Here is a 24,103-nt window from a genome sequence, read left to right as displayed (position 1 = left end):
GGGCGCGGCCGGGTTCAGGACGCGGGCCGTGCGGCCGGCCAGATCTCGAGCGTTGCGCGAGGATCGGCGGGCAAATGCTTGTTTCAGAAACGAATTTGTCAGGATCGCGTTGGCGCGCGCATCCGGTCGTCCCGGAGCGCGGCGCTCCACTTTTCCGTGTGGAGGCGCGGCCAGGATCGCGGCGGCTCGGGACCGGGCCGGTGCGGAGGCCGCGGGCCGGCTGATCCGCGCCGTCCCTCCGCGCCGTCCCTCCGCGCCGTCCCTCCGCGCCGTCCCTCCGCGCCGTCCTTGCGCGCCGTCGCGCCGGGATGCCGCGGGCGAGCCCGCACCCGAGGGCCGGCGTCGGTGCCCGAGTCCGGCGCCGCGGCGCCGGATGGCCGGAAGGCGCCGCACGCGCAGCGGCGGCCCGTACCCGGAGCGGACGCGCCGCCCCGGGTACGGGCCGGTCCGCCCTCAGCGGGACTGCGTGTCGGTGAGCTGCGCGATCGACTGGGCGCCGCGCTGCTTGAACAGCAGGTCGAGGCCTTCCAGCATCAGCGCGTGCATCTTGGTCCGCTCGGCGTAGGCGAGGTCGCGCAGCTGGTCGTAGACCGGCGGCTCCAGGTAGACCGACATCTGGCGGGCGCGCTGCTTGAGCGTGGCCGCCTGCTTCGGCGCCGGGGGCGCGAGGGTGAGCGACACGATCTCGGCGCCCTGCGGCCGGGCCGCCAGGGGCCGGGCCGGCGGGCTCGCCGAGGCCACGATCGCCGCGAGGCTGAGCTTAGGCGGCTTGGACATGCTGGCCCGTCCTCAGGGACTGCGTGCGGCGCTCGATCCACGACCAGAGGCGGCGGACCTCGCCGGCGGCCTGGCCCTTGGGGTTGAACTCGGTGACGCCCTGGCCGAGGCCGATCGCGTCCTGGTGGTCGGTGCGGGCGACGATGTTCACGTCGGGCAGGATGCCGAGCACCGCGAGCCCGTCCGCGGCGTCGCGGACCCGGTAGGAGCGCGGCGGGGTCTGGTTCAGCACGAAGGCGAACTTCTTCTCCAGCCGGTAGACGGCGGCCAGGGTCGGCTTGAACGCCCGCAGGTCCGCGGGGGTCGGCCGGCACGGGATGATGCACAGATCCGCGGCGCGGATCGCCGACAGGGTGCCGGTGGAATCGACGCCGGGCGTGTCGATGAACACGTAGTCGTAGGCGGAGTCGCGCAGGCGCTCCATCACGGCGTCGATCTGCGTGGCGTCGATCTGCGCCACCTCGGGACCGTCCGCCGTGCGGTGGTCCAGCCAGTCGGAGATCGTGGCCTGCCGGTCCATCTCCAGGATGCAGACCGTGTGGCCCGCCTCCCGGGCGGCCACCGCCAGGGAGATGCACAGCGTGCTCTTGCCGCTGCCGCCCTTCTGCGTGACGAAGGTGATCGCTTTCATCCCGGGCGTCCTCCAGAAGGCCCCATGCATCCGTCCGGGCGCCCGCAACCGCCGGTCGCCGCGCCGTCTGTGCCAACCTCAGGTATGGGATTCGGGGCGTGCCGCGATCCTGTGACCCAAGGATGTCCCGGCACAGGTTGGGGCCGGCATGGTTAACGACCCGTTAAGACGGCTGTCCCTTCCGGATATCGCCCGCCAGCACCGCAGCAGGACAGCAGTCTAAACTTCAAGTTAAGATTCTTGGCATATAGAGGGTTAACAGCCTTTCCAGCGACGCCCGGATACCGTAGCGTGAGCGCGGGTGAGACGAGGAGCTTGGCGGGGGTGAAAACCTCAAGTTTAAAGGCAAGGATCGCCCCGTCGAGGAATGGCATGTCCGAAGCCCCGATCCCGCAATCCATTCTGGAAGCCTCCGGCGTCGTCGGCACCTGGGCGCACGATTACTGGGCGGGGCAGCTGGCGCTCTCGGCCTCGCTCGCGGATCTGCTCGGCCTGGACCCCGAGGCGGCCGCGGCCGGCGTCTCCCTGGAGGCCTTCCTCGACCGCACCCACCCCGAGGACCGCGTCCGGATCGAGAGCTATCTCCACGCGGTGGCCGAGACCGGCGGTCCCGTCGAGGCGGAGTTCCGCACGGCGGACACGCGCACCGGGATCCGCACGCTGCTGATGCGCGGCCGAATCGAGCGGGACCCCGCCGGCGGGGCGACCCGGGGGCGCGGCATCGCCATCGACCGCACCGAGGAGCAGGCTGCCAACCTCGTGCAGAGCGAGCGGGTGGTGAACCGGATGGCCGAGCACATCATCGCCCTGCGCGACCTCGCCCGCGCCCTGCACCGGCCGACGCTCACCGACCGGATCGAGCACCTGATGATCGAGATCGGCTTCGAGCTCGCCCGCTTCCTGCCCGAGCCCGAGGACGAGCCGCGCCACTGAGCGCGCCACCGGGAGCGCCACCGGGCGGGCCACCGGGCGGGCCACGCGACGCGACGTGACACGCGGCCCGCACCGGGCCGCCTACGCGGCGTGACACGCCGCGCCCCCGGGTCGACGGCGCGGAAGCCCCGCCGGACCGATTGATCGCGCCCGTTCCGGCAAGCTACTGTCCCGGCAACACATTGCCGGGAGGACGGGGATGGCCCGCGACACGATCTACGACCGCGACCTCGACCGCGTCCCGGCCAACCACCAGCCGCTGACGCCCCTGCTCTACCTGGACCGGGCCGCGCGGGTGTTCCCCGACCACGTCGCGGTGGTCCACGGCCCCCTGCGGCGCTCCTACCGGGAGGTCTACGCCCGGGCGCGCCGCCTCGCCGCGGCGCTGGCGGCGCGCGGGATCGGCCGCGGCGACACCGTGGCGGCGCTGCTCGCCAACACCCCCGAGATGATCGAGTGCCACTACGGCGTGCCGATGACCGGGGCGGTGCTCAATACCCTCAACACCCGCCTCGACGCCGACGCGATCCGCTTCTGCCTGCAGCACGGCGAGGCCGCGGTGCTGATCACCGACCGCGAGTTCTCCCGGACGGCCGCCGCGGCCCTGGAGGGGCTCGCCACCAAGCCCTTCGTGATCGACGTCGACGATCCCGAATATGACGGCCCGGGCGCCCGCCTCGGCGCGACCGACTACGAGGCCTTCCTGGCCGGGGGCGACCCGGAGCACGACTGGCGTCTGCCGGACGACGAGTGGGACGCGATCACCCTGAACTACACGTCGGGCACCACCGGCGACCCGAAGGGCGTGGTCTACCACCATCGCGGGGCGGCGCTGCTGGCGCTCGGCAACGTCATCACGGGCGGGCTCGGCCAGCACCCGGTCTATCTCTGGACCCTGCCGATGTTCCACTGCAACGGCTGGTGCTTCCCCTGGACCCTGTCGATCGTGGCCGGGACCCATGTCTGCCTGCGTCAGGTGCGGGCGGAGGCGATGTACCGGCTGATGGCCGAGCACGGGGTCACGCATCTCTGCGGCGCGCCGATCGTCATGCAGATGCTGATCAACGCCCCCGACGCCGAGCGCCGCGACCTGCCCCGGCGCGTCGCCTTCTTCACCGCCGCGGCGCCGCCGCCGGAGGCGGTGCTGGCCGGCATGTCGGAGGCCGGGTTCGACGTGACCCACCTGTACGGCCTGACCGAGAGCTACGGGCCGGCGGTCGTCAACGCCTGGCACGCCGACTGGGACGCCCTGGCGGCCGACCAGCGGGCGGCCAAGAAGGCCCGCCAGGGGGTGCGCTACCCGGTGCTCGAGGCCCTCGACGTCCGCGACCCGGAGACGCTGGAGCCGGTGCCCGCCGACGGGGCGACGATCGGCGAGGTGATGATGCGCGGCAACGTGGTGATGCGCGGCTACCTGAAGAACCCGGCCGCCACGCGGGCCGCCTTCGCGGGCGGCTGGTTCCGCACCGGCGACCTCGGGGTGAAGCACCCGGACGGCTACGTGCAGCTCAAGGACCGCTCGAAGGACATCATCATCTCGGGCGGCGAGAACATCTCGTCGATCGAGGTCGAGGACGCCCTGTTCAAGCACCCGGCGGTGGCCGCGGCCGCGGTGGTGGCGCGGCCCGACGCGAAATGGGGCGAGACCCCGTGCGCCTTCGTCGAGCTCAAGGCCGGCGCGGCCCCCACGGCCGACGAGCTGATCCAGTGGTGCCGGGGGCGGCTGGCCTCCTACAAGCTCCCCCGCCACGTGATCTTCGGCGAATTGCCCAAGACCTCCACCGGCAAGGTGCAGAAGTTCATCCTGCGGGAGCGGGCCCGGCAGGACGGGGCCTGATCGGCGCCGGGCCGGGATCGGGCCCCGACGCCCGACCCCGGTGTCGCGGGCCGGTCAGGCCTGCGGCGGATCCCGTCGGTCGGCGCGGACCGGCACCGGCACGGCCTTCGGGGCGGAGCCGGCGTCGCGGAGGTCGGCCAGGATCTGGGCGACGAACGCCTGGAGCGAGACGAGGCTGAACAGGGTGATGGAGGCGACCAGGGCGGCGGAGACCAGGGTCTTGGCGGTTTCGGGATCCACGGCGGGAGTCCTTGGCTTCGCCCCGCCGCGGGCGATCCGGGCGGGGGGCGCCGCTGGCGGCGCCGGTGCCCCCTCAAGGTGGGCGCGCCGCCCGCGCCGCGCCAGCACCGCCGCGGTCGCGCCTGGCATGCGCGGAGGGCCGGGCTCGGCCGCGATTGAGGTTACCGCGACGCTTCGTCCGACCGGGGCGTGATCGCGCGGGACCGCGCAGCTTTCCCGGCTGGCCGAACGTTGCGTTTCCCGCAATAAGCGCCGGCGCGGAGCGGCGCGCATCCGGGAGAGACGGCATGGCCGGCAGCGGCATCGCGGGCGGCATCGCGAACGGCACCCGCGCGGCGCGCCGCGCCGGTCAGGGGCTGGTCCTGGCCGCAGGGCTGGCCGCAGGGATGGCCGCCGGGCTGGGGGCCGGGCCGGCCCGGGCCCAGGGGCCCGTCCCGTCCCAGCCCGCGCCCCGCCCGGATGCCGCGCCTCAGGCGGCGCCCGCCCCGCCGGGCCCGCCCCGCCCGCGGGCGGCGGAGCCGGGTCCGGCCGAGCCGGTGACCCGCGCCGGCTACTTCTACATCGGCGGCCGCTACCAGAAGCTCGGCGACAAGACCGTGATGGTCGGCCAGATGTTCGTGCAGTCGCGCACCCCGGCCCGGATCACGCAGCCCTACCCGGTGGTGATGGTGCACGGCCTCGCCCAGACCGGCGTGAACTACCTCGCCACCGCGGACGGCCGCCCCGGCTGGGTGCAGCGCTTCGTCGACAAGGGCTACCAGGTCTACGTGGTCGATCAGGTCGGGCGCGGGCGCTCGGGCACCAACCCGGAGGTCTACGGCCCCTACGACCGGCTCGGGACCCGCAGCCTGGAGCGCACCCACACGGCCCCGGAGGTCTACGACCTCTACCCGCAGGCCAAGCTCCACACCCGCTGGCCGGAGGGGCCCGGCGTGCAGGGCAACGCCGCCTTCGACCAGTTCTTCGCGAGCCAGGTCCCGTTCCTCGCCAACAGCCAGCAGACCGAGGAATGGGTCGACCCCGCGCTGGTGGCGCTCCTCGACAGGATCGGGCCGGCGATCCTGGTCACCCACGGCCAGGCGGCCCTGTTCGGCTGGGCGGCCTCGGACGCGCGGCCGGACCTCGTGAAGGCGCACGTCGCCGTCGAGCCGAACGGCCCGCCCTTCTTCGACGTGCAGTTCCGCGGCGGCAAGGAGTTCTGGGAGAAGACCGGCGACGGGCGCGCCCGCGCCTACGGGCTGACCCGCATGCCGCTGACCTTCGACCCGCCGGTCAAGGCGCCCGAGGACCTGACGGTGGCGCAGCAGGCCAAGGGATCCGAGTCCAGGCCCGACAGGGCGGCGGACGGGCGGATCCGCTGCTGGCTGCAGGGCGAGCCGGTCCGGACCCTGCCGAACCTCGCCAAGGTGCCGGCCGTGGTGGTGACCGCGGAGGCCTCCTTCCACGCCACCTACGACGACTGCACCGTCGCGTTCCTGACCCAGGCCGGCGCCAGGCCGGACGTGGTCCGGCTGGCCGACCAGGGCCTCCACGGCAACGGCCACATGATGATGCTGGAGACGAACAGCGACGCCGTCGCGGACGTCCTGGCCGGCTGGCTCGCGGGCCGCGTGAAGTAGCCCCGCGGGACCGCCTCCGCCGCGCCACCGATACGTGTCGCTACGGCAACAGCCGTCGCCTTCCGCGCGAAGGCCGCTTGCGGCCGCGCGCGGCTGTCCGTAGTCCGGTGTATAGAAAGATCAAGTATTACAGTAGTTTATCACAATTCTAAACAGCGCGGCTGAGACGTCGGGGGCGAATCCGGCGCGCGCGGCCGGCTGCCCGCAGCGTCGCATCCGGCAAGGGACCATGAGAGCCGCCCACCCCCGCCCCACCCTGCGCGCCCTGCTCGCCGGCGCCTCGCTCGCCGTGCTGGCGCAGGCCGCGCCGAGCCTCGCCCAGGACGCGGCGCCGCGCCGCGGCGGCGCCAACCCGCCGGCCGGCGGCAGCGTGCAGCTCGGGGAGCTGAGCGTCACCGGCCAGGGCGGCGGCCCGGCCTCCGGGGTCCCCGCCGGCGCGCCCGTGCGGGCCGCGGAGAGCCCGACCGGCCCGATCGACGGCTACGTGGCCCGGCGCTCGGCGACCGCGACCAAGACCAACACGCCGCTGATCGAGACCCCGCAATCGATCACCGTCGTGGGCCGGCAGCAGCTCGACACCCAGAACGCCCAGACCCTCACCCAGGCGACCCAGTACGTCGCCGGCACCTACGCGGGCACCTTCGGCGCCGACACGCGCCTCGACTTCTTCCAGCTGCGCGGCTTCGTGGTCAGCGATTACGGCCTCTACCTCAACGGCCTGCAGCTCCTGAACTACGGCTTCGCCTACAGCCGGGTGAACACGTTCGGGCTGGAGCGGATCGAGGTGCTGCGCGGCCCCTCCGCGGTGCTGTTCGGCGCCGGCAATCCCGGCGGCCTGATCAACCAGATCAGCAAGCGCCCGACCGAGACCCCGTTCGGGCTCGTCGAGGTCGGCGGCGGCTCCTTCGACCAGCGCTACGCCGCCTTCGACGTCGGCGGCCCGGCCGACGCCGAGGGGCACTGGTTCACCCGGCTCACCGGCTACGCCCGCAACGGCGGCACGCAGGTCCAGGGGGCGCCGGACGACAGCTACTACATCGCCCCGGCCTTCACCTATAAGCCGGACGGGTCGACCAAGTTCACGGTCCTGTCGAGCTTCCAGCACGACAACACGGCGGTGACGGCGAACTTCCTGCCCTACTACGGCACGGCCCGGCCGACCGTGCTCGGCCTGCGCATCCCGCGCTCGCTCAACGTGGGCGATGCCGGCTTCAACACCTTCCGGCGCGACCAGGCCTTCATCGGCTACGAGTTCGAGCACGTCTTCGACGACACCTGGGCGGTGCGCCAGAACGCCCGCTACGGCTACACGCAGAGCTTCCAGAATTCCTACATCGGCCAGCTCGGCTACACCGACCCGCTCCAGACCCAGCTCGGCCGCTACCTGTTCCGGGATTCGGCCAAGATCGCGCAGCTCGACGTCGACACCCAGGCCGAGGCCAAGTTCTCCGACGGCTTCTTCCGCCACGACTTCCTGATGGGCGTCGAGTACCGGAACTTCCAGATCCACGACAACCAGGCCTCGGGCTTCCCCGGGCCCGACCTGAACATCCTCGCGCCGATCTACGGTCCGCAGACGGTTTCGGCCTCGCCCTACCTGATCAACGCCAACTCGTTCCAGCAGGTCGGCCTGTACTTCCAGGACCAGATCAAGCTCACCCCGGAGCTGACCCTGATCCTCGGCGGCCGCCAGGACTTCGTCCAGAACACCGTCTACGACCGCCTGACCCCCGCCAACACCAACGGCCGCAACGACAGCGCCTTCACCTACCGGGCGGCGGCGATCTACAACTTCGACTTCGGCCTCGCGCCCTACATCATGTACGCGACCTCGTTCCAGCCCCAGATCGGCGTGGACATCAACAACCGCACCTTCAGACCCGATACCGGCGATCAGGTCGAGGGCGGCGTCAAGTTCGAGCCGCCGGGCCAGGGCTACTTCCTGACGCTGGCGGGCTTCGACATCCACCGCAACAACGTGCTCACCCCCAACCCGGTGAACACGATCTTCCAGACCCAGGTCGGCGCGGTGCGCTCCACCGGCTTCGAGGCGCAGCTCGTCGCCAACATCGCCGACGGCCTCAACCTCGTGGCGTCCTTCACCAAGTTCGACTTCACCACCATCCGGGACGCCGATCCGGTGCGGGTCGGCAAGACGCCGGTCAACATCCCGCAGACCCTGGCCTCGCTGTTCGCCGACTACACCATCCCGCTCGGGCCGTGGCGCGGCTTCGGCTTCGGCGGCGGCGTGCGCTACGTCGGCAGCTCGTTCGCGGATGTCGGCAACACCCTGCGGGTGCCCGACTACGTGCTGTTCGACGCGCAGGTGCACTACGATTACGAGAACTGGCGCTTCCAGGTGAACGCCTCGAACCTCGCCGACCGGCGCTACGTCGCCTCCTGCCAGTCGAACGTGTCGTGCTTCTACGGCGACGCCCGGCGGGTGCTGGCGAAGGTCAGCTACAAGTGGTGAGGCGGCTCGGGCGGTCCCCGTCGTGACCGCCCGGTCGTCGTGATCCGCTGCGCCCGGATCAGCCGTCCGCCGCCTCCGCCCCGGTGATCGGCTGCGGCCCGGAGAGCCGGGTCGGCAGGGCGTCGATCCGCAGGGACCGGCGCAGCGCCCGCGAGAACGCGTCGACCGCCACCGTCATCAGGGCGGTGGCGGCGATCAGCACCGCGGCCACGTCGAGGCGCAGCTCCGAGATCGCGGCGTCCACGTAGAAGCCGAGCGTCATGACCCCCAGGATCCCGAAGATCGCGCTCTCCCGCAGGATCAGCTCCCAGCGGTAGAGCAGGTAGGCCAGGAACTGCCCGTAGAGCCGCGGCACGGTCTCGTAGGCGTAGAGGTCGAGGCCCCGCGGCGCGTCCGCCCGGTAGGGGATCGCGTCGGCGTGCCGGCCCATCAGGTAGGCGACGATGCCGGCATTGTGCAGCGCCAGCGCCAGGATCGCCGGCAGCATCGAGGGGCCGAGCAGCTGCAGGCCCACATAGGCCAGCATGTAGTCCGGCGTGGAGCGCACCACCACGAGGAGCGCCCGCCCCAGCGGCTGCCCGACCGGGCCTGCGAAGCGCCGCGCGGTCAGCGGGAACAGGACGAGGGCTCCGAGGGCGGTGGCGGCCAGGGCGACCTGCGCCAGGACCAGGGTCTGGGCGGTGCCGGGCAGGACCTGCTCGGTCAGGATCGGGCGCAGCCACGACCAGAGCCGCGCCCAGGTCTCGGGCTCGGCGAGCGACGCGCCCCGGAGCGGGGCCGGTACGACGTCGTGGCCGAGGAAGCGGGCGAGGCTCGGGCCGACCGCCGCGCTGCCGACCGTCGCCGGCAGCGCCAGCGCGGACCCGACGAGCAGGACGGGCAGGGTCCGGGCGCGCACCCAGAGCCGCCGCGTGCCGATCAGCGCGTAGAAGATCAGGAGCAGCGCCCCCGCCTCGGCGTAGCGGCCCTGGCGGAAGGCGGATTCGAAGGCGAAGCCCATGGTCGGCAGCCCGATGAAGCCGAGCACGAGGCTGGAGCGCAGGCCGCATTCCAGGCGATAGAGGGTGTAGTCGCGCATCCGCCCGGCCACCTCGGGCAGGCGCGCGTACAGGAAGGCCGAGACCGCGCCGGTGCCCGCGGGCAGGACCCGGAGCGCCGCGAGGTCGGCCTCCTCGATCAGCTCGGCGTAGACCTTGGCGCAGATGCCCGCGTAGGGCAGCGCGATGGCGAGTACGCCGGTGGTCGCCGACAGGCCGAAGACCTGCATCAGCAGCAGCGCCCAGAACAGCTCGTGGACGGCGCGCAGGCCCGCGCAGGCGAGCCGGACGGCGCGCGAGCGGCCGAAGGGGACGGCGAGCAGCAGCCCCGCTCCGGCCCCGAGCCCGACGCCCAGCATCGCGAAAGCCACGGTGTAGACGACGCTCCAGCCCTCCACGGCGGGGAAGTCGGGCCGGATCAGGCCGCCGAGGAGCCGGGCGAGGTCGGCGAAGGGGTGGAGCGTCGTGACCTGCAGGTCGGCCACCAGCAGGCCGGCGAGCGCCGCGGCCAGGAACCAGCGGCTCACCGCCCCGTAGCCCGGCCGCGGCAGGCGCGCGGGCTTGAACGCGGGCTTGAACGCGGGCTTGCGCGCGGCCTTGCGCGCGACCGCGCGCATCAGGCGGCCCCGTAGAACGGGCTGAGCCGCGCCGGGTCGAGGCCGGCCGAGGGCGCGTCGAGGACGATCCGGCCGGCCTCCAGCACCACGATCCGGTCGGTGTGGGCGAGCGCCAGGGCCACGTCGTGGAGCGCCAGGATCAGGGTCTCGTGGCCGCGGGCCAGCTCGGCGAGGATCCGGCCGCCCTGCTGGCGGTCCAGAGCCGAGACCGGCTCGTCCCCGACCAGGATCGGCCGGCCGTTGTAGAGGGCGCGGGCCACCGAGACGCGCTGCTGCTGGCCGCCGGAGAGCGCCCCGGCCCGGGCCCAGAGCCGGTCCGCGAGCCCGACCCGGTCGAGGACCGCCTCCACGGCGGCGACGTCGGCCCGCGCCGGCCGGACCAGGGTGCGCAGGTTGTGCAGGGTCGAGCGACGGTCGAGGCGGCCCATGTAGACGTTGTGGAACACCGAGAGCGGGCGCACCAGGGCGGCGGCCTGCGGCACCAGCGCCACCCGCTCGGGGGCCTGCCCGTGGATCAGGCCGATCAGGGTCGACTTGCCGGCGCCCGAGCGCCCCATGAGCGCGACCCGCTCGCCCGCCCGCACGGTCAGGTCGAGGCCCGACAGGACCGGGCGCCCGTCATAGGCCGCGGAGGCGTTCGCGAGGACGATGGCCGCGCCGCCCGACACCCGCGTCAGTCCAGGAGGCCGGTGGAGCGTCCGACCGCGACGAGGGGCTGGTAGGCCGCGTTGGCCACGGGGATGAATCGCGAGCGCCCGAACGGTTCCAGGATCGCCGGATCGGTGATGCCGGTCAGCGCGGCCCGCAGCCTGTCGGTGAAGCCGGCGCCGTAGGTCTGCTCCACGTCGCCCCGCACGGTCCACTGGTAGTCGGGGAAGGTCGGGCTCTCCCAGATCACCGAGACCGCCTGTCGGTCGACCTTGCCGGCCTTCGAGTCGAGGTCCCAGACCGAGTAGTCGACGGCGCCGACCGCGAAGGCGCCGGACTGGACCAGCTGGATCGTGCGGGTGTGGTCGCCCGAGAAGCCCACCCGGGCGAAGACCTGCTCGGGGGTCTTCCCCGGGAAGGCCTGCCGGATGAAGTACTCGGGCATCAGCCGCCCGGAGGTCGAGGCGCGGGCGCCGAACGTGAAGGTTTTTCCGGCGATGGCCGTCGGGAAATCCTTCTCCGGCTTCAGCCCGGTGGCGGCGTTGGCGATGAGGTAGGTCTTGAACGCGGCGTCCTCGGCGCCCTGCGCGATCGCCTGGGAGCCCGGCACGGCCTTGCGCGCCTGGACGCCGGTGAAGCCGCCGAACCACGCGAGCTGCACCTGCCCGTTGGTGAAGGCGGTGACCGCCGCCGGGTAGCTCTTCACCGGGATGTAGCGCACCGGCACGCCGAGCCTGGTCTCGAGATAGGCGGCGACCTTGCCGAAGCGCTCGACCAGCCGGCTCTCGTCCTGGTCGGGAATGCCGGTGAAGACGAGGGGCGGGAGCGCCTTCGCGGCCGGCTTCTCCTGCGCCTGCGCCGGCGCGGCCAGGACCGCCAATGCCCCCAGGACGAGCCGTCCCAACCGTCCTGATCTCACCCTCGAACCCGACCTCGATCCCGGCCTCGATCCCAGCATCGCTTCCTCGTTACACCGCGCCCACGCACGGTGGGCTCACATCCCGGCGGGCGTAGCAGAAGTTGCCGCGGCCGCCAGCCTCACGGCGCTGCGAGCCCGCCCGCGGCAGCGGACACCGCAGCGAGGCCTGCGCTCCGCGCGGGCCGGCTCGCCTCAGGGACCCGGCGCCACCGCGATCGCCGACAGCGTGAGGTGCTCCGGCAGGGCGGCGTCCGGCACCGGGACGGCCCGGATCCCGGCCGGGAGGACGCCGCCGAGCAGATCCAGGAAATCCCCCGAGGCGGCGAGCTCGATCTCGGCCGCCTTGGCCCGGGTCTCGATCCGCGCCAGGGCGTTCATCGCCGGGCCCAGCACCGTGTACTCGGCCCGCACCCCGTCGTCGAAGACCCCGACCAGGAGGTCGCCCGCGTGCAGGGCGACGACCACGCGCAGGGGGAACAGCCCCTCCCGGGTGCGGGCCGCGTTGAGCGCGGCGATCCGGTCGTGGATCGACAGGGCGCAGGCGAGCGCCGCGCGCGCCTGGGCGTCGGGGTGTCCGACGACGAACTGCACCAGCACCGCGTCGCCGATGTACTTGTCGACGAGGCCGCCCTGCTCCGCCACCGCCGCCTGGGCGGCCGCCCGGACCGCCAGCAGGGCCGTCACCATGGCCTCGGGCGGGTGCTCCCGGGAGAGCCGCGAGAAGCCGCGGATGTCGAGGATCATCAGGCAGGCGTGGCGCCGGTGGATGCCGAGGCCGGAATCGCCGTCCTCGGCGGCGAGGTCGAGGGCGACCGTGTCGGGCACGAAGCGGGCGAGCTGGGAGCGCTCGTGCTCCATGCGCAGGGCCCGCGCCACCGCGGCGCGCAGGCGGATCATGCCGTCGACCACCAGGAGGCCCGCCACCATGAAGGTGGCGAGCCCGGTGACCTGCGCGGTCGGGAAGGTGTCGGCGTTCGGGAACAGGTCGGGATGGACCAGGCCGACCAGGAAGGCCGCGCTCCAGCAGACGGTGACGAGCCCGCAGAACAGCAGGGTCTGCGCCACCCGCATGCTCAGGCCGGTCTGGAGCAGGAGCAGGAAGGCGGGCAGGCGGCTCACCGCGTCGGCGCCGAGCCCCGCCCCGCCGCCGGCCAGCATGTGCTCGATGATCACGTAGACGGCGAGCCCGGCATTGAGCCCGGTGCCGGCCCAGCTGTAGGCGTTGGCCGCGGGGCCGCCGCCCCGCTCGCGGAGCCCGAACCAGACCGTGCCGAGCCCGTACAGGCCGAGGATGAGCCAGTGGCTCAGGGCGTGCAGCGAGCCGTCATAGGCCTGGGCCGCCATCAGCAGCACCAGCACGATCACCACCCGCAGGCCGAGCAGGCGCAGGCCGCCGCCGGCCTGCATGGCCCGCAGCACCGCCTCGTCGTCCGATCCGGGATCCGCCCGGCGCTCGGCCGGAGCCCGCGCGGGCCCCAGCGCGGAGAGCGTCGGGTTGCCGGCGCTGCCCGAGGCCATCAGCCGCCCCGGCCGAGGCGCCGGGCCGCCGCGAAGCGGTTGAGGAAGCGCGGCTCCTTCTCGGGGGCGATCCGGATCGCGAGGTGCAGAGTGCCGTCGGCCTCCGAGCGGCGGTCGAGGATCTCGGCGTTCTCGTAGAGCCAGTTCAGCGCCGCCCCGTCCTCCGGCGGCAGCGCCACCGCGAAGCTCGCGCGGTTGCGCCCGACCCGCGCCTCGATCCGGCTGGTGAGGGCGGCGAGCCCCTCCCCGGTCAGGGCCGAGACCAGGACCGGCGCGGCGCTGTCCCGGTCGTTGCGGGCCCTGGCCTGGCCGCTGAGGTTCAGGAGGCGGGTGCGCTCGTCGTCGTCGAGGAGGTCGGCCTTGTTCCAGACCTCGATGATCCGGTCGGCGCTGGTCTCGATGCCGAGTTCGCGCAGCACCGCCCCGACATCCTCGGCCTGGGCCTCGGAATCGACGTGGGAGACGTCGCGCACGTGCAGCAGCACGTCGGCCTCGATGGCGTCCTCGAGCGTCGCCCGGAAGGCCGCGATCAGCGGCGTCGGCAGGTCGGAGATGAAGCCCACCGTGTCGGACAGGATCACGGTCTCGCCGTGGGGCAGCTTGGTCGCCCGGGCGGTCGGATCGAGGGTGGCGAACAGCATGTCCTTGGCGGTGACCTCGGCCCGGGTCAGGGCGTTGAACAGGCTCGACTTGCCGGCGTTCGTGTAGCCCACCAGCGCCACGATCGGGTACGGCACCCGCGCCCGGCTCTGCCGGTGCAGGCCGCGGGTGCGCACCACCGCGTCGAGGTCGCGCTCGATCCGGGTCATGCGCTCCTGGATCATGCGCCGGTCGGCCTCGATCTGGGTCTCGCCGGGGCCGCCCAGGAAGCCGAAGCCGCCGCGCTGGCGCTCCAGGTGGGTCCAGGAGCGCACGAGCCGGGACTTCTGGTAGGCGAGGTGGGCGTGCTCGACCTGCAGCGTGCCCTCCCGGGTCGAGGCGCGGCGCCCGAAGATCTCCAGGATCAGGCCGGTGCGGTCGATGACCTTGGCGCCCCAGGCCTTCTCGAGGTTGCGCTGCTGCACCGGCGACAGGGCGCAGTCCATCACGACGAGGCCGATCTCGCGGGCGCGGATCAGGCCGGCGATCTCCTCGACCCGGCCCTTGCCGAGATAGGTCGAGGGCCGGATCCGCGGCAGGCTGATCGCGAGGCTCTCGACCACGTCGAGCTCGATCGCGGCGGCCAGCCCGGTCGCCTCGTCGAGGCGGGCCTCCACGGAGCGCGACGGCGCGGCCGGTCCGGGGCCGGCCCCCGCCGCGCCGCGCGCGAGGTAGGGGCCGATCACCAGGGTGTGGGTCGCCGCGGCGATCTCGCCCTCGGGGGCGGCCTGCGCCTGGAGGCGGGCTTCGCCGGACGTCAGCGTTTCGGTCATACGGCCTTTGGCACCGCCGGGACGCCGGCGGCTTCGTTCGAGAACTCGGACTCGACAGAATGGGGATGCGGGCGCGCCGGGCCAAGGCTCGGAGGCGGAAACGCGGCGGATATCCGCAGCCGCGCCGCAGCCGCGCCGTCTTCCCGAGGGCCGCGCGGCGGGGACCGGGATCCGGACCCGCCGCCGTGCCGGCTCCGGGAACCCGTCGCGTTCGCGGATCCCGGGCTCGCCTGCGGCGCCCCGGAATGACGGCGCGAGAGGCCCGGGCCGGACGCGCGAGTCTACGCCCGGGCGACGGTCATCCGACGCAGCGGCCCCGCCCTCGTCCTGCCGCCGGCCCTCACGCCTTCTCGGCGGTCTCGTCCGGCTCGAACAGCTGCACCGGGTGGCCCGGCATGATCGTGGAGATCGCGTGCTTGTAGACCAGCTGGGAATGGCCATCCCGGCGCAGCAGCACGCAGAAATTGTCGAACCACGTCACCACGCCCTGGAGCTTGACGCCGTTGACGAGGAAGATCGTCAGCGGGATCTTGTTCTTGCGGACATGGTTGAGAAAGGTGTCCTGAAGGTTCTGTGCGCGTTCGCCCGCCATCTTCTTGGCCTTCTTGTTGTCCCGGCTCACTCGGCCCGGATGGGTATGCCGCGGGCCGGATCGTCCGATCATCCGGTCCGGCGTCGTGTATACAAGCACCATGACGACGTGAAAGCGTGGGCGCAAGCAACCCCCGTTCCAGCCGATCCGTGACGGATCGGCCCCGCCCTCAACGCGCGCCCCGGCGCCGCGGCCTCACGGGCCGATGCCGAGGGACTTCAACTTGCGGTGCAGGGCCGAGCGCTCCATGCCGATGAACTCGGCGGTGCGCGAGATGTTGCCCGAGAACCGGGCGATCTGCGCCACGAGGTACTCGCGCTCGAAGATCTCGCGGGCCTCGCGCAGCGCGAGGCTCATCAGCTTCTCGCCGCCCGCGCCCCCCGGCGTCGTCGGCACCAGGGCGCCGATCTCGGAGGGCAGCATCTCGGAGGTGACCTCCTGCTCCGGGTCGGCCTGCGTGAGGATCATCAGCCGCTCGACGTTGTTCTTGAGCTGGCGGACGTTCCCCGGCCAGTTGTGCGACTGCAGCACCGCCATCGCGTCCTCGGCGATCCGGCGCTTGGGCAGGCCGGTCTGGGACGAGATGTTGTCCATGAAGAACTGGATCAGCTCGGGCACGTCCTCCCGGCGCTCCGACAGGGCCGGCACCCGGATCGGCACCACCGAGAGGCGGTGGAACAGGTCCTCGCGGAAGCGGCCGGCGGCGATCTCCTCCTGAAGGTCCCGGGAGGACGAGGAGATGATGCGCACGTCCACGTGCACCCGCGTCGTGCCGCCGACCCGCTGGAAGTTCTGGTCGACGAGGACGCGCAGGATCCGGTTCTGGGTCTCGCGCGGCATGTCGGCGACCTCGTCGAGGTAGAGGGTGCCGCCGTGGGCCTCCTCCAGGGCGCCGACGCGCCGGCCGCTCTCGCCCTCGACCCCGAACAGCTCGGCCTCCATGGTCTCGGGCAGGATGGCGGCGGCGTTCAGGAGCACGAACGGGCCGTTCGCGCGGGCCGAGGCCTTGTGCAGGCTGCGCGCCGCGAGCTCCTTGCCGGAGCCCAGCGCCCCGGTGATCATCACCCGGGCGTTGGTCGGCGCCACCCGGTCGAGGGTCTGGCGCAGCTGGTTGATGGCGAGCGAGGTGCCGACGATGCGGTTGGTCGCGCCCGAGCGCGCCGTCAGGTCGCGGACCTCGCGCCGGAGCCGGGAGGCCTCCAGCGCCCGCTCGGCCACCAGGATCAGCCGGTCGGCCTTGAACGGCTTCTCGATGAAGTCGTAGGCGCCCGCCTTGATCGCCGAGACCGCGGTCTCGATGTTGCCGTGGCCCGAGATCATCACCACCGGCAGGTCCGGGTTGGCGGCCTTGATCAGGTCGAGCACCTGCAGGCCGTCGAGCCGGGAGCCCTGGAGCCAGATGTCGAGGAAGACGAGGTGCGGCCGGCGCGCCTCGATGGCGGCGAGCGCCTCGTCCGAGCCGCCGGCCGTGCGGCAGCGGTGGCCCTCGTCGTCCAGGATCCCGGCGACGAGGTCGCGGATGTCGGCCTCGTCGTCGACGATCAGGATATCGGCGCTCATGCGTGCATCTCCGCGATCCGGGGGGCCGTCGGCGCGGCGCCCTTCTCCTCTGTCGTGACGGGACTGGTCTGAGGACCGATCTCAGGGGCCGCCGCCGGTTCGGGCCCGTGCTCGCGCGGGACCCGCATCCGGACCTGGCCGCCGCGGCCGGCGGGATTGTCGTTCAGCTCGATCCCGCCGCCGTGCTCCTCCAGCACCTTGCTGACGATAGCAAGCCCCAGTCCGGTGCCACCCTCGCGGGTGGTCATGTAGGGCTCGAGCAGGCGCTGGCGCCCCTCGGCCGGAAATCCCTTGCCGTTGTCGGTGACGGCGATCACCGCGAACCCGTCCTCGACGGCGAGGCTCAAGGAGATCTTGCCCTTGCCGAGCTCGGCCTCCGGCACCTCGGCCACCGCCTCGACGGCGTTCTTGAGGATGTTGGTGATCACCTGGCTGAGCAGCCGGATGTCGAAGGCCGCCACGATCTTTTCGGACTCGCCGGCGCCGCCCTCCGCCGCGCCCGTCTGGGCCGAGAACGCGAAGTCGATGTCCGGGTGCGCCACGCGCATCATGAACAGGTTCTGCTTGGCGATCTCGGTGAGGTCGTTCGGCGCGATGGCCGGCTTCGGCATCCGCGCGAAGGCCGAGAACTCGTCGACCATGCGCTTGATCTCGTCCACCTGCCGGACGATCGTGGCGGTGCACTGGTCGAACACCTCCTTGTCGGCGGTGATGACCTTCCCGTACTTGCGCCGGATCCGCTCGGCGGAGAGCTGGATCGGGGTCAGCGGGTTCTTTATCTCGTGGGCGATGCGGCGCGCCACGTCGCCCCAGGCGGAGCTGCGCTGCGCCTGGACGAGGTCGGTGATGTCGTCGAGCGTCACCACCGAGCCGCGGGAGGCCCCCTGCGCCTGCTCGCTCGTGACCCGCACCGTGATGGTGCGCTCGCCCCGGGACCGGGTGAGCTGGACCTGCTGCTGCTGCAGGCTGCGCGGGCGCGCCTCGCTCTCGGCCAGCACCGGCGCGAGCTCCGGCACCGCGCGGGCCAGCGGCTGGCCGACGAGCGCGTCGCTCGCGAGGTCGACCATCCGCTCGGCGGCCGGGTTGGCGATGGTGACGAAGCCCGCCGCGTCCAGGCCGATCACCCCGGGCGAGACCCCCGACAGCACGGCCTCGGTGAAGCGGCGGCGGGTGTCGATCAGGTCGCTCGCGGCGATCAGGCCGGCGTGCTGGCGGCGCAGCTCCTGGGTCATCTTGTTGAAGCTCTCGCCGAGATGGGCGAGGTCGCCGCTGGTCTTCTTGGTCGGCACCTGGGCGTAGAAGTTGCCCGACGCCACCTGGTCGGCGGCGTTGATCAGCCGCCGGATCGGCGCCACGAACCGGTTGGCGAAGTTCATCCCGAACCAGACGGCCGAGAGCAGCGCGATCAGGGCGATCAGCAGGAACACCGACGCGAAGGTGATCTGGATCGAGCGGCGCAGCGAGTCGTAGGTGAGGTACTCGGCCGCCGCCGCCCGGGAGACGCCGGGGAACTCGATGGCGAGCTGGCTCACCTCCCGCTGCACCATCAGCACGGCGTCGTCGTAGGCCGGCATGCGCAGCAGCGCGGCGAAGACCCGGCCCTCGGTGGGCAGGAGGCAGATCGGGTCGGCGGAGTTGGCCGCGTCCTCGAAGGCCGCCGCCGAGGGCAGCCGGTTCGTCTTCAGGACGTCGATCTTGGCCCGGGCCACCACCTCGGTCGGCCCGCGCATGATCTGCGCCACCGGCAGGCCGAGATTGGTCGCCCGGGTGGTCAGGAAGGTCTGGAACCAGTCCCGGTTCACGTCGAAGTTCGGCCGGGCCCGGGTCAGGTCGTCGGCGAGGATGCGGATCTCGCGGGCGAGGCTCTGGCACTGGTTCTCCTGGTAGGCGTCGGCCACCTCCACGGATTTCAGCACCACGTCGCGGACCCGGTCGGTGAAGCCGAGCGACAGGCCCCGGTCGATCGTCACCGAGGCGACCACGGCGAGCAGGATCGTCGGCAGGATCGCGATCAGCGAGAACAGGCCGACGATGCGGGTGTGCAGCCGCGCCACCGCGGCGTTGGCCTTGCGGGCGTGCAGGAAGACCCGCGCCTCCCAGGCGATGATGACCGCGAGGCCGAGCACCAGGGCGGCGTTGATGGCGAGCAGCGTCACGCCGTAGGCCGGCGTCGGCGTCACCCGGATCACCCCGGCCAGGATCAGGAAGGTCGCGAGCGCCGAGACCAGGGCGGTGACCACCATGGCGGCGCCGATCCAGCCGGGACCGCGCGGGCCCGGCCGCAGCGATTCCGCCAGGGGCGTGCCGGACGGCTGGGCCGCGTCGGCACCCGCGGGCGTGCCCGCGTCCTGCTGGTCCGCGGTCTCGCCCGTCCCGTCGGCACCCCTCTCGGGGACCGGCGCGGGGCCTTCCTCTGTCCGTGAGCGTCTCAGGAACGGCATGACTGGTGCAAGGCCACAACAGTGTGGCGGAATTAATACGAATCCGGGCGCCCGGGCGGCGGACCGGCGGCGCGATCCGCCGCAGGCGGCCGGCCTTGACCCCGCCCCGCCCCGCCCGTACCCCCGGCCGTGGAGGCGAACGGGGTCTGGTGGCCCTCCTGGTCTTCAAAACCAGCGGTACGCCAACAGCGTACGGTGGGTTCGATTCCCATCCGCTTCCGCCACTCTTCGCGCAGTCGCGATCGGCAGATCAGTGTTCGCCGATATCCAGGCGACACGTGCGATAAAATTCGCAATACTGCTGCATCGGAACTGTGGAGGTGCCGGCTCGTTTCCCGCGGTCGATCCCGCACGGGTGCCCTCGTGAAGAACCGGTCCGCCACCATCGTCCCGTCCCCGCCGGCCTCGGCCGGCCGTGCGCGCTGAGGCCGGCCATGCTGGACAGACTCGTCACGTTCCTCCCGCCCGGCGCCCGCGAGGCGCTGCGGACCCTCGCGGCGCGCCGGCCTGTGCGACGGCCCGCGCTTCGGCCGGGCACCGAGGCCGCGATCCTGCCGGGCCTCGACACCCGGCCCGCCCCGATGGCGCCCTTGCACCCGCCCGCCGCCATCAACGACAATCCCCTCCAGGCCCTCCACGACGCCGTCGAGCGGGATCTGCGCGCCAGCGGCCACCTGCGCTGAGCCCGGGCCGAGGGCCCGTCCGTCACCGCTCCGTCACCGCTCCTTCACCGCTTGGCCGGCGCGGGAGCCTCGGGAATCGTCCCGGGCGCGATCCAGTGGCAGGCCGTCGTGCCGCGCACGCCGGCGCAGTCGTAGCTCTGGCCGCCCAGCATCACCTTGTCGACGATGCCGGTGAGCTCCGTGCGCGCCAGCGCCGCGCAGCCGAGATGGTCCGCCTTGGGATCGGCCAGGTGCGCCGCGGCGGCCGCCGCGCCGTCGCGCATCAGCATGCGGTAATTGGCCAGCGACGGGCAGCCGATCACCGGCGGCCCGGCCCGCCGGTCCGGGGCGCTCCTGTCGGCGCGCGCGCGGGGCGCCTGCTGCGCCTGAACCGGCGCGGCGCCGAGGCCGAGGGCCAGCGCGACGAGGACGGCGTCGGAGAGAGGGCGGCGTGTCATGGGCCGCTCGTAGCACGGCGCGTCCGGGGTTGCGCATCCGCCGCGGCGCCGCGCCCGGCCGCCGCGCAGGCCTGCGGCGGGCTCAGGGCTCGCCTGCGGATGTTCAGGCTTGACCGCGGGCCCGCCATTTGCGAGCGCCGCCGAGGAACGGAGGACGGGCCATGACGACGGCAATCGACAGCGACCAGAAGCTGCACTTGGTCTTCGGCGGTGAATTGCAGGATCTCGACGGGGTCCGGTTCCGGGACATCCGGAACCTCGACATCGTCGGCATCTTCCCGGACTACGCCTCCGCCCAGGCCGCGTGGCGGGCCAAGGCCCAGGCCACCGTCGACAGCGCGCAGACGCGCTACTTCGTGGTGCACCTGCACCGGCTGCTGGAGCCGCCGGCCCCCTGAGGGGACCGCGCGCGCGGCCCCGGCCCGGCTCCGGGTCCGCCGCGGGCACCCGCGGTGCGTGCGGGGCGGCCGTGAAGGCATTGTGACACTTCCTGCCCGCTGCTAAGAGCCTCGCCCGTCATCGGATCGTTCCGGCTCCTCGGGAGACCGGTCTGAACAAGAGCGGCGGGAGGTCCGGCCGCCAGCGAGCGGTCGCCCATGAAATCCTCGATCAAGATCATCGCCGGGAATGCCAGCCGGCCCCTGGCCGAGGCGATCGCGGCCTATCTCGAATTGCCGCTCGCCAAGTGCATGGTCCGGCGCTTCGCCGACATGGAGATCTTCGTCGAGCTCCAGGAGAACGTGCGCGGCGAGGACGTGTTCATCGTCCAGTCGACCTCGTTCCCGGCGAACGACCACCTGATGGAGCTGCTGATCATGATCGACGCCGCGCGCCGGTCCTCGGCCCGGCGCATCACGGCGGTGATCCCGTATTTCGGCTACGCGCGGCAGGACCGGCGCACCTCCGGCCGCACCCCGATCTCGGCCAAGCTGGTGGCGAACCTCATCACCGAGGCCGGCGCCGACCGCGTCCTGACCCTCGACCTCCACGCCGGCCAGATCCAGGGCTTCTTCGACATCCCCACCGACAACCTGTTCGCCGCCCCCGTGATGGTGCGCGACATCAAGGAGCGGCTGCCGAGCGCCGACCGGATGGTGGTGTCGCCGGACGTGGGCGGCGTGGTCCGGGCCCGCGCCATCGCCAAGCGGATCGACTGCCCGCTGGCCATCGTCGACAAGCGCCGCGAGCGCCCGGGCGAGTCCGAGGTGATGAACATCATCGGCGAGGTCGAGGGCCGCTCCTGCATCCTCGTCGACGACATCGTCGATTCGGGCGGCACCCTGGTCAACGCCGCCGAGGCCCTGCTCAACGCCGGCGCCAAGGACGTCTCGGCCTACATCACGCACGGCGTCCTGTCGGGGGGCGCGGTCTCCCGCATCGCCGCCTCGCGGATGAAGGAACTGGTGATCACCGACTCGATCCAGCCGACGCAGGCCGTCAAGCTCGCCCGCAACATCCGGGTGGCGACGATCGCGCCGCTGCTCGGCGAGGCGATCGGCCGGACCGCGACCGAGTCCAGCGTGTCCAGCCTGTTCGACTGACGGCGCCTCCCGGCCGATCCCGGGGGCGCCCCGCCCCTACCGGCCCTGCACCCAGCCGCCCCGGTCGCCGGTCTCCGTTCCCGGCGCGGTGAGCACCAGGACCGTGCGGCCCGGCAGCGGCACGGCGCCCCCGGCCGCGATCGCCGGCGCGCCGGGGGCGCGGGCGCCCGCGGGCTCGCCCGTGTCGAAGACCGGCATCCACGGGCCGCCGATCACCGGGGCGAGGCGGAAGCCGACGGCCTCCGCCCCGGCATTGAACAGCATCAGCAGGCGGTCGCCCGGATCGCCGTCGTTGCCGATCTGCATGCCGAACACCTGGAGCCCGTCGTCGGACCAGTGCCGGACCTCCATCTCGATGCCCTCGGGGGAGAGCCAGTGCACGTCGCGCAGCGGCTCGTCGGGGTCGATCAGCGCGCCCGTGAAGAAGCGTCGCCGCCGCAGGGCCGGTTGAGCCCGGCGCAGGGCCAGCAGGTTGGCGACGAAGTCCGTGAGGGCGGGATCCGGATCGACGCTCCAGTCCATCCAGCTCGTCGGGTTGTCCTGGGCGTAGGCGTTGTTGTTGCCGCCCTGGCTGCGGGAGCGCTCGTCGCCCATGAGCAGCATCGGGACGCCCTGGGCCAGCATCACGGTCGCCAGCATGTTGCGCTTCTGCCGGGCGCGCAGGGCGAGGATCGCCGCGTCGTCGGTGTCGCCCTCGACGCCGTAGTTGCGGCTGACGTTGTGGTTATGGCCGTCGCGGTTGTCCTCGCCGTTGGCCTCGTTGTGCTTCGCCTCGTACGCCACCGTGTCGGCGAGCGTGTAGCCGTCGTGGCTGGCGATGAAGTTGACGCTGGCCAGCGGCGAGCGCCGGGACGGGGCGAACACCTCGCGCGAGCCGGTCAGCCCCTGCGTGACCTTGGCGAGGGTGGCGGAATCGCCCTTCCAGAAGCCCCGTGTGGCGTCGCGGAACTTGTCGTTCCACTCGCTCCAGCCGCGCGGGTAGCCGCCGAGCTGGTAGCCGCCCTCCCCGATGTCCCAGGGCTCGGCCACCATCTTGACCCGGGCCAGGACCGGATCCTGCGCCACCGCCTGGAAGAAGGCCGCCTGCGGGGTGAAGGCGAACGGGGCGCGCCCGAGGCTCGAGGCGAGGTCGAAGCGGAAGCCCGCGATGCCGTAGGCGGTGACCCAGTGGCGCAGGGAATCAAGCACGAGCTGCATCACCCGCGGGTGGCTCGCGTCGAAGGTGTTGCCGCAGCCGGTGCAATCGAGATTGCGGCGCGGATCGGCGGGGTCCAGCTTGTAGTAGCTGGCATTGTCGATGCCGCGGAACGACAGGGTCGGGCCGGTGTGGTCGCCCTCGGCGGTGTGGTTGTAGACCACGTCGAGCCAGGTCTCGATCCCGGCGGCGTTCAGCTCCCGGATCGCCGCCTTCAGGCCGCCGAGGCCGCCCTCCCCCAGGTAGCGCGGGTCCGGGGCGAAGTAGCCCAGGGGCTGATACCCCCAGAAATTGACCAGCCCCTTCTCGACCAGGAAGCGGTCGTCCGCGAAGGCCTGGATCGGCAGCAGTTCCAGGGCGGTGACGCCGAGCTTCACGAGATGCGCGATGATCGCCGGGTGGGCGAGCGCCGCGTAGGTGCCGCGCTCCGCCTCGGGGATGTCGGGATGGGTGCGGGTCAGCGCCTTGACGTGCGCCTCGTACACCACCGTCTCGGCGAGCGGCCGGCGCACCGGATTGAGCGCGAGGTCGGGCACCTCCGGGGCGGTGACCACGCATTTCGGCATGTAGACCGCGCTGTCGCGCCGGTCGATGCGGTCTTCCCGGCCCCGGCGGTGCCCGTAGAGCGCGTCGTGCCAGCGGATCCGGCCGCGGATCTCCCGCGCGTAGGGGTCGAGCACCAGCTTCGAGGCGTTGAACCGGTGCCCGTTCGCCGGATCCCAGGGCCCGTGCACCCGGTAGCCGTAGAGCTGGCCCGGCAGCACCCCGCGCAGGTAGCCGTGCCAGACGTCGTCGGTCCGGCAGGGCAGCCGGACCGTGCGGGTCTCGTGCCGCTCCCCCGGCTCGAACAGGCAGATGTCGACCGCGGTGGCGTGCTCGGAGAACAGGGCGAAGTTGACGCCGCGCCCGTCGAAATGCGCGCCGAGCGGCGCCGGCACCCCGTCATCGACGGCGATCATGCGGGGCGTCCGGTCACACGGAGGGCGGCGGGCG

General features: G+C 72.6%; 20 protein-coding genes and 1 tRNA gene. 8 read left to right on the top strand and 13 right to left on the bottom strand.

From position 1 onward, the window contains the following. Window positions 1-453: 453 nt before the first annotated feature. Together ACTJK8_RS25460 and ACTJK8_RS25455 are read right to left on the bottom strand one after the other, a co-directional pair. The gene (locus tag ACTJK8_RS25460) at window positions 454-777 is read right to left on the bottom strand and encodes a ribbon-helix-helix domain-containing protein (RefSeq protein ID WP_012318488.1); all 324 of its coding nucleotides are present in this window, start codon (window positions 775-777) and stop codon (window positions 454-456) included. Beyond that, complete coding sequence (locus tag ACTJK8_RS25455; protein WP_012318487.1) at window positions 761-1,408, bottom strand: ParA family protein; 648 nt, start codon at window positions 1,406-1,408, stop codon at window positions 761-763. The genes ACTJK8_RS25460 and ACTJK8_RS25455 overlap by 17 nt, the downstream gene beginning before the upstream one ends. Window positions 1,409-1,780: 372 nt before the next feature. Between ACTJK8_RS25455 and ACTJK8_RS25450 the strand changes: the two genes are divergently transcribed. Both ACTJK8_RS25450 and ACTJK8_RS25445 read left to right on the top strand, forming a co-directional pair. Further along, the gene (locus ACTJK8_RS25450; protein ID WP_012318486.1) at window positions 1,781-2,341 is read left to right on the top strand and encodes a PAS domain-containing protein; all 561 of its coding nucleotides are present in this window, start codon (window positions 1,781-1,783) and stop codon (window positions 2,339-2,341) included. 199 nt (window positions 2,342-2,540) lie between these two features. After that, window positions 2,541-4,178, top strand: coding sequence for an acyl-CoA synthetase (locus ACTJK8_RS25445; RefSeq protein ID WP_012318485.1), 1,638 nt, complete (start codon window positions 2,541-2,543; stop codon window positions 4,176-4,178). Between the two features lie 54 nt (window positions 4,179-4,232). On the opposite strand, the gene ACTJK8_RS25440 is transcribed toward ACTJK8_RS25445, so the two are convergent. Beyond that, entirely contained in the window at window positions 4,233-4,418 is a 186-nt protein-coding gene (locus tag ACTJK8_RS25440) for a hypothetical protein (protein ID WP_041372294.1), read from the bottom strand. 287 nt (window positions 4,419-4,705) lie between these two features. On the opposite strand from ACTJK8_RS25440, the gene ACTJK8_RS25435 reads away from it, so the two are divergent. Next, window positions 4,706-6,037 carry an alpha/beta hydrolase gene (locus ACTJK8_RS25435; protein ID WP_440762720.1) on the top strand — a complete coding sequence of 444 codons (1,332 nt, stop codon included), beginning with the start codon at window positions 4,706-4,708 and terminating at the stop codon, window positions 6,035-6,037. 229 nt (window positions 6,038-6,266) lie between these two features. Then, complete coding sequence (locus ACTJK8_RS25430; RefSeq protein ID WP_182180457.1) at window positions 6,267-8,510, top strand: TonB-dependent siderophore receptor; 2,244 nt, start codon at window positions 6,267-6,269, stop codon at window positions 8,508-8,510. Window positions 8,511-8,568: 58 nt separating this feature from the next. On the opposite strand, the gene ACTJK8_RS25425 is transcribed toward ACTJK8_RS25430, so the two are convergent. From ACTJK8_RS25425 to ACTJK8_RS25390, 8 genes are all read right to left on the bottom strand, one after another. Continuing rightward, window positions 8,569-10,164: a PhnE/PtxC family ABC transporter permease gene (locus tag ACTJK8_RS25425; protein ID WP_440762719.1), complete on the bottom strand. Its 1,596-nt coding sequence runs from the start codon at window positions 10,162-10,164 to the stop codon at window positions 8,569-8,571. Then, window positions 10,164-10,832: an ATP-binding cassette domain-containing protein gene (locus ACTJK8_RS25420; RefSeq protein WP_440762718.1), complete on the bottom strand. Its 669-nt coding sequence runs from the start codon at window positions 10,830-10,832 to the stop codon at window positions 10,164-10,166. The genes ACTJK8_RS25425 and ACTJK8_RS25420 overlap by 1 nt, the downstream gene beginning before the upstream one ends. A 5-nt stretch (window positions 10,833-10,837) precedes the next feature. Beyond that, the gene (locus ACTJK8_RS25415; RefSeq protein WP_440762717.1) at window positions 10,838-11,731 is read right to left on the bottom strand and encodes a putative selenate ABC transporter substrate-binding protein; all 894 of its coding nucleotides are present in this window, start codon (window positions 11,729-11,731) and stop codon (window positions 10,838-10,840) included. Window positions 11,732-11,923: 192 nt separating this feature from the next. Continuing rightward, a complete protein-coding gene (locus ACTJK8_RS25410; protein ID WP_012318478.1) occupies window positions 11,924-13,249 on the bottom strand; it encodes an adenylate/guanylate cyclase domain-containing protein in 1,326 nt (441 codons plus the stop codon). Then, window positions 13,249-14,661: a GTPase HflX gene (gene hflX, locus ACTJK8_RS25405; protein WP_012318477.1), complete on the bottom strand. Its 1,413-nt coding sequence runs from the start codon at window positions 14,659-14,661 to the stop codon at window positions 13,249-13,251. The genes ACTJK8_RS25410 and hflX overlap by 1 nt, the downstream gene beginning before the upstream one ends. A 340-nt stretch (window positions 14,662-15,001) precedes the next feature. After that, window positions 15,002-15,253 carry an RNA chaperone Hfq gene (gene hfq, locus ACTJK8_RS25400; protein ID WP_007563033.1) on the bottom strand — a complete coding sequence of 84 codons (252 nt, stop codon included), beginning with the start codon at window positions 15,251-15,253 and terminating at the stop codon, window positions 15,002-15,004. A 195-nt stretch (window positions 15,254-15,448) separates the two neighbouring features. Next, window positions 15,449-16,813: a nitrogen assimilation response regulator NtrX gene (gene ntrX, locus ACTJK8_RS25395; RefSeq protein ID WP_012318476.1), complete on the bottom strand. Its 1,365-nt coding sequence runs from the start codon at window positions 16,811-16,813 to the stop codon at window positions 15,449-15,451. Beyond that, window positions 16,810-19,254 (bottom strand): sensor histidine kinase NtrY-like, encoded by a 2,445-nt coding sequence (locus ACTJK8_RS25390; RefSeq protein ID WP_012318475.1) that lies wholly within the window; start codon window positions 19,252-19,254, stop codon window positions 16,810-16,812. Before ACTJK8_RS25390 ends, ntrX begins: the two co-directional genes overlap by 4 nt. A gap of 131 nt (window positions 19,255-19,385) precedes the next feature. Between ACTJK8_RS25390 and ACTJK8_RS25385 the strand changes: the two genes are divergently transcribed. Continuing rightward, window positions 19,386-19,478: transfer RNA gene (locus ACTJK8_RS25385), tRNA-Sec, on the top strand. Between the two features lie 210 nt (window positions 19,479-19,688). Then, window positions 19,689-19,937 carry a hypothetical protein gene (locus ACTJK8_RS25380; protein ID WP_012318474.1) on the top strand — a complete coding sequence of 83 codons (249 nt, stop codon included), beginning with the start codon at window positions 19,689-19,691 and terminating at the stop codon, window positions 19,935-19,937. Between the two features lie 44 nt (window positions 19,938-19,981). On the opposite strand, the gene ACTJK8_RS25375 is transcribed toward ACTJK8_RS25380, so the two are convergent. Beyond that, a complete protein-coding gene (locus ACTJK8_RS25375; RefSeq protein WP_012318473.1) occupies window positions 19,982-20,374 on the bottom strand; it encodes a hypothetical protein in 393 nt (130 codons plus the stop codon). A gap of 161 nt (window positions 20,375-20,535) precedes the next feature. On the opposite strand from ACTJK8_RS25375, the gene ACTJK8_RS25370 reads away from it, so the two are divergent. Both ACTJK8_RS25370 and ACTJK8_RS25365 read left to right on the top strand, forming a co-directional pair. Further along, window positions 20,536-20,772 (top strand): DUF4170 domain-containing protein, encoded by a 237-nt coding sequence (locus ACTJK8_RS25370; protein WP_012318472.1) that lies wholly within the window; start codon window positions 20,536-20,538, stop codon window positions 20,770-20,772. A 198-nt stretch (window positions 20,773-20,970) separates the two neighbouring features. After that, window positions 20,971-21,915 (top strand): ribose-phosphate pyrophosphokinase, encoded by a 945-nt coding sequence (locus ACTJK8_RS25365; protein WP_012318471.1) that lies wholly within the window; start codon window positions 20,971-20,973, stop codon window positions 21,913-21,915. A gap of 36 nt (window positions 21,916-21,951) precedes the next feature. Here ACTJK8_RS25365 and glgX read toward each other — a convergent pair whose 3' ends face one another. Then, complete coding sequence (gene glgX, locus ACTJK8_RS25360; RefSeq protein WP_440762716.1) at window positions 21,952-24,069, bottom strand: glycogen debranching protein GlgX; 2,118 nt, start codon at window positions 24,067-24,069, stop codon at window positions 21,952-21,954. Between the last annotated feature and the right edge of the window lie 34 nt (window positions 24,070-24,103).

It is taken from the genome of Methylobacterium sp. 22177 (genome assembly GCF_052045615.1).
Taxonomy (GTDB): domain Bacteria; phylum Pseudomonadota; class Alphaproteobacteria; order Rhizobiales; family Beijerinckiaceae; genus Methylobacterium; species Methylobacterium radiotolerans.
The sequence above is the reverse complement of the archived record's forward strand: the minus strand, read 5'-3'. Positions and strand labels throughout refer to the sequence as shown.

Coding starts and splice junctions, on each gene's coding strand:
- ACTJK8_RS25370 (WP_012318472.1), top strand. CDS start 20,536: ATGACGACGGCAATCGACAGCGACCAGAAGCTGCACTTGGTCTTCGGC.
- ACTJK8_RS25460 (WP_012318488.1), bottom strand. CDS start 777: ATGTCCAAGCCGCCTAAGCTCAGCCTCGCGGCGATCGTGGCCTCGGCG.
- ACTJK8_RS25445 (WP_012318485.1), top strand. CDS start 2,541: ATGGCCCGCGACACGATCTACGACCGCGACCTCGACCGCGTCCCGGCC.
- ACTJK8_RS25455 (WP_012318487.1), bottom strand. CDS start 1,408: ATGAAAGCGATCACCTTCGTCACGCAGAAGGGCGGCAGCGGCAAGAGC.
- ACTJK8_RS25390 (WP_012318475.1), bottom strand. CDS start 19,254: ATGCCGTTCCTGAGACGCTCACGGACAGAGGAAGGCCCCGCGCCGGTC.
- hfq (WP_007563033.1), bottom strand. CDS start 15,253: ATGGCGGGCGAACGCGCACAGAACCTTCAGGACACCTTTCTCAACCAT.
- ACTJK8_RS25430 (WP_182180457.1), top strand. CDS start 6,267: ATGAGAGCCGCCCACCCCCGCCCCACCCTGCGCGCCCTGCTCGCCGGC.
- ACTJK8_RS25410 (WP_012318478.1), bottom strand. CDS start 13,249: ATGGCCTCGGGCAGCGCCGGCAACCCGACGCTCTCCGCGCTGGGGCCC.
- ACTJK8_RS25425 (WP_440762719.1), bottom strand. CDS start 10,164: ATGCGCGCGGTCGCGCGCAAGGCCGCGCGCAAGCCCGCGTTCAAGCCC.
- hflX (WP_012318477.1), bottom strand. CDS start 14,661: ATGACCGAAACGCTGACGTCCGGCGAAGCCCGCCTCCAGGCGCAGGCC.
- ACTJK8_RS25365 (WP_012318471.1), top strand. CDS start 20,971: ATGAAATCCTCGATCAAGATCATCGCCGGGAATGCCAGCCGGCCCCTG.
- ACTJK8_RS25380 (WP_012318474.1), top strand. CDS start 19,689: ATGCTGGACAGACTCGTCACGTTCCTCCCGCCCGGCGCCCGCGAGGCG.
- ACTJK8_RS25435 (WP_440762720.1), top strand. CDS start 4,706: ATGGCCGGCAGCGGCATCGCGGGCGGCATCGCGAACGGCACCCGCGCG.
- ACTJK8_RS25450 (WP_012318486.1), top strand. CDS start 1,781: ATGTCCGAAGCCCCGATCCCGCAATCCATTCTGGAAGCCTCCGGCGTC.
- glgX (WP_440762716.1), bottom strand. CDS start 24,069: ATGATCGCCGTCGATGACGGGGTGCCGGCGCCGCTCGGCGCGCATTTC.
- ntrX (WP_012318476.1), bottom strand. CDS start 16,813: ATGAGCGCCGATATCCTGATCGTCGACGACGAGGCCGACATCCGCGAC.
- ACTJK8_RS25375 (WP_012318473.1), bottom strand. CDS start 20,374: ATGACACGCCGCCCTCTCTCCGACGCCGTCCTCGTCGCGCTGGCCCTC.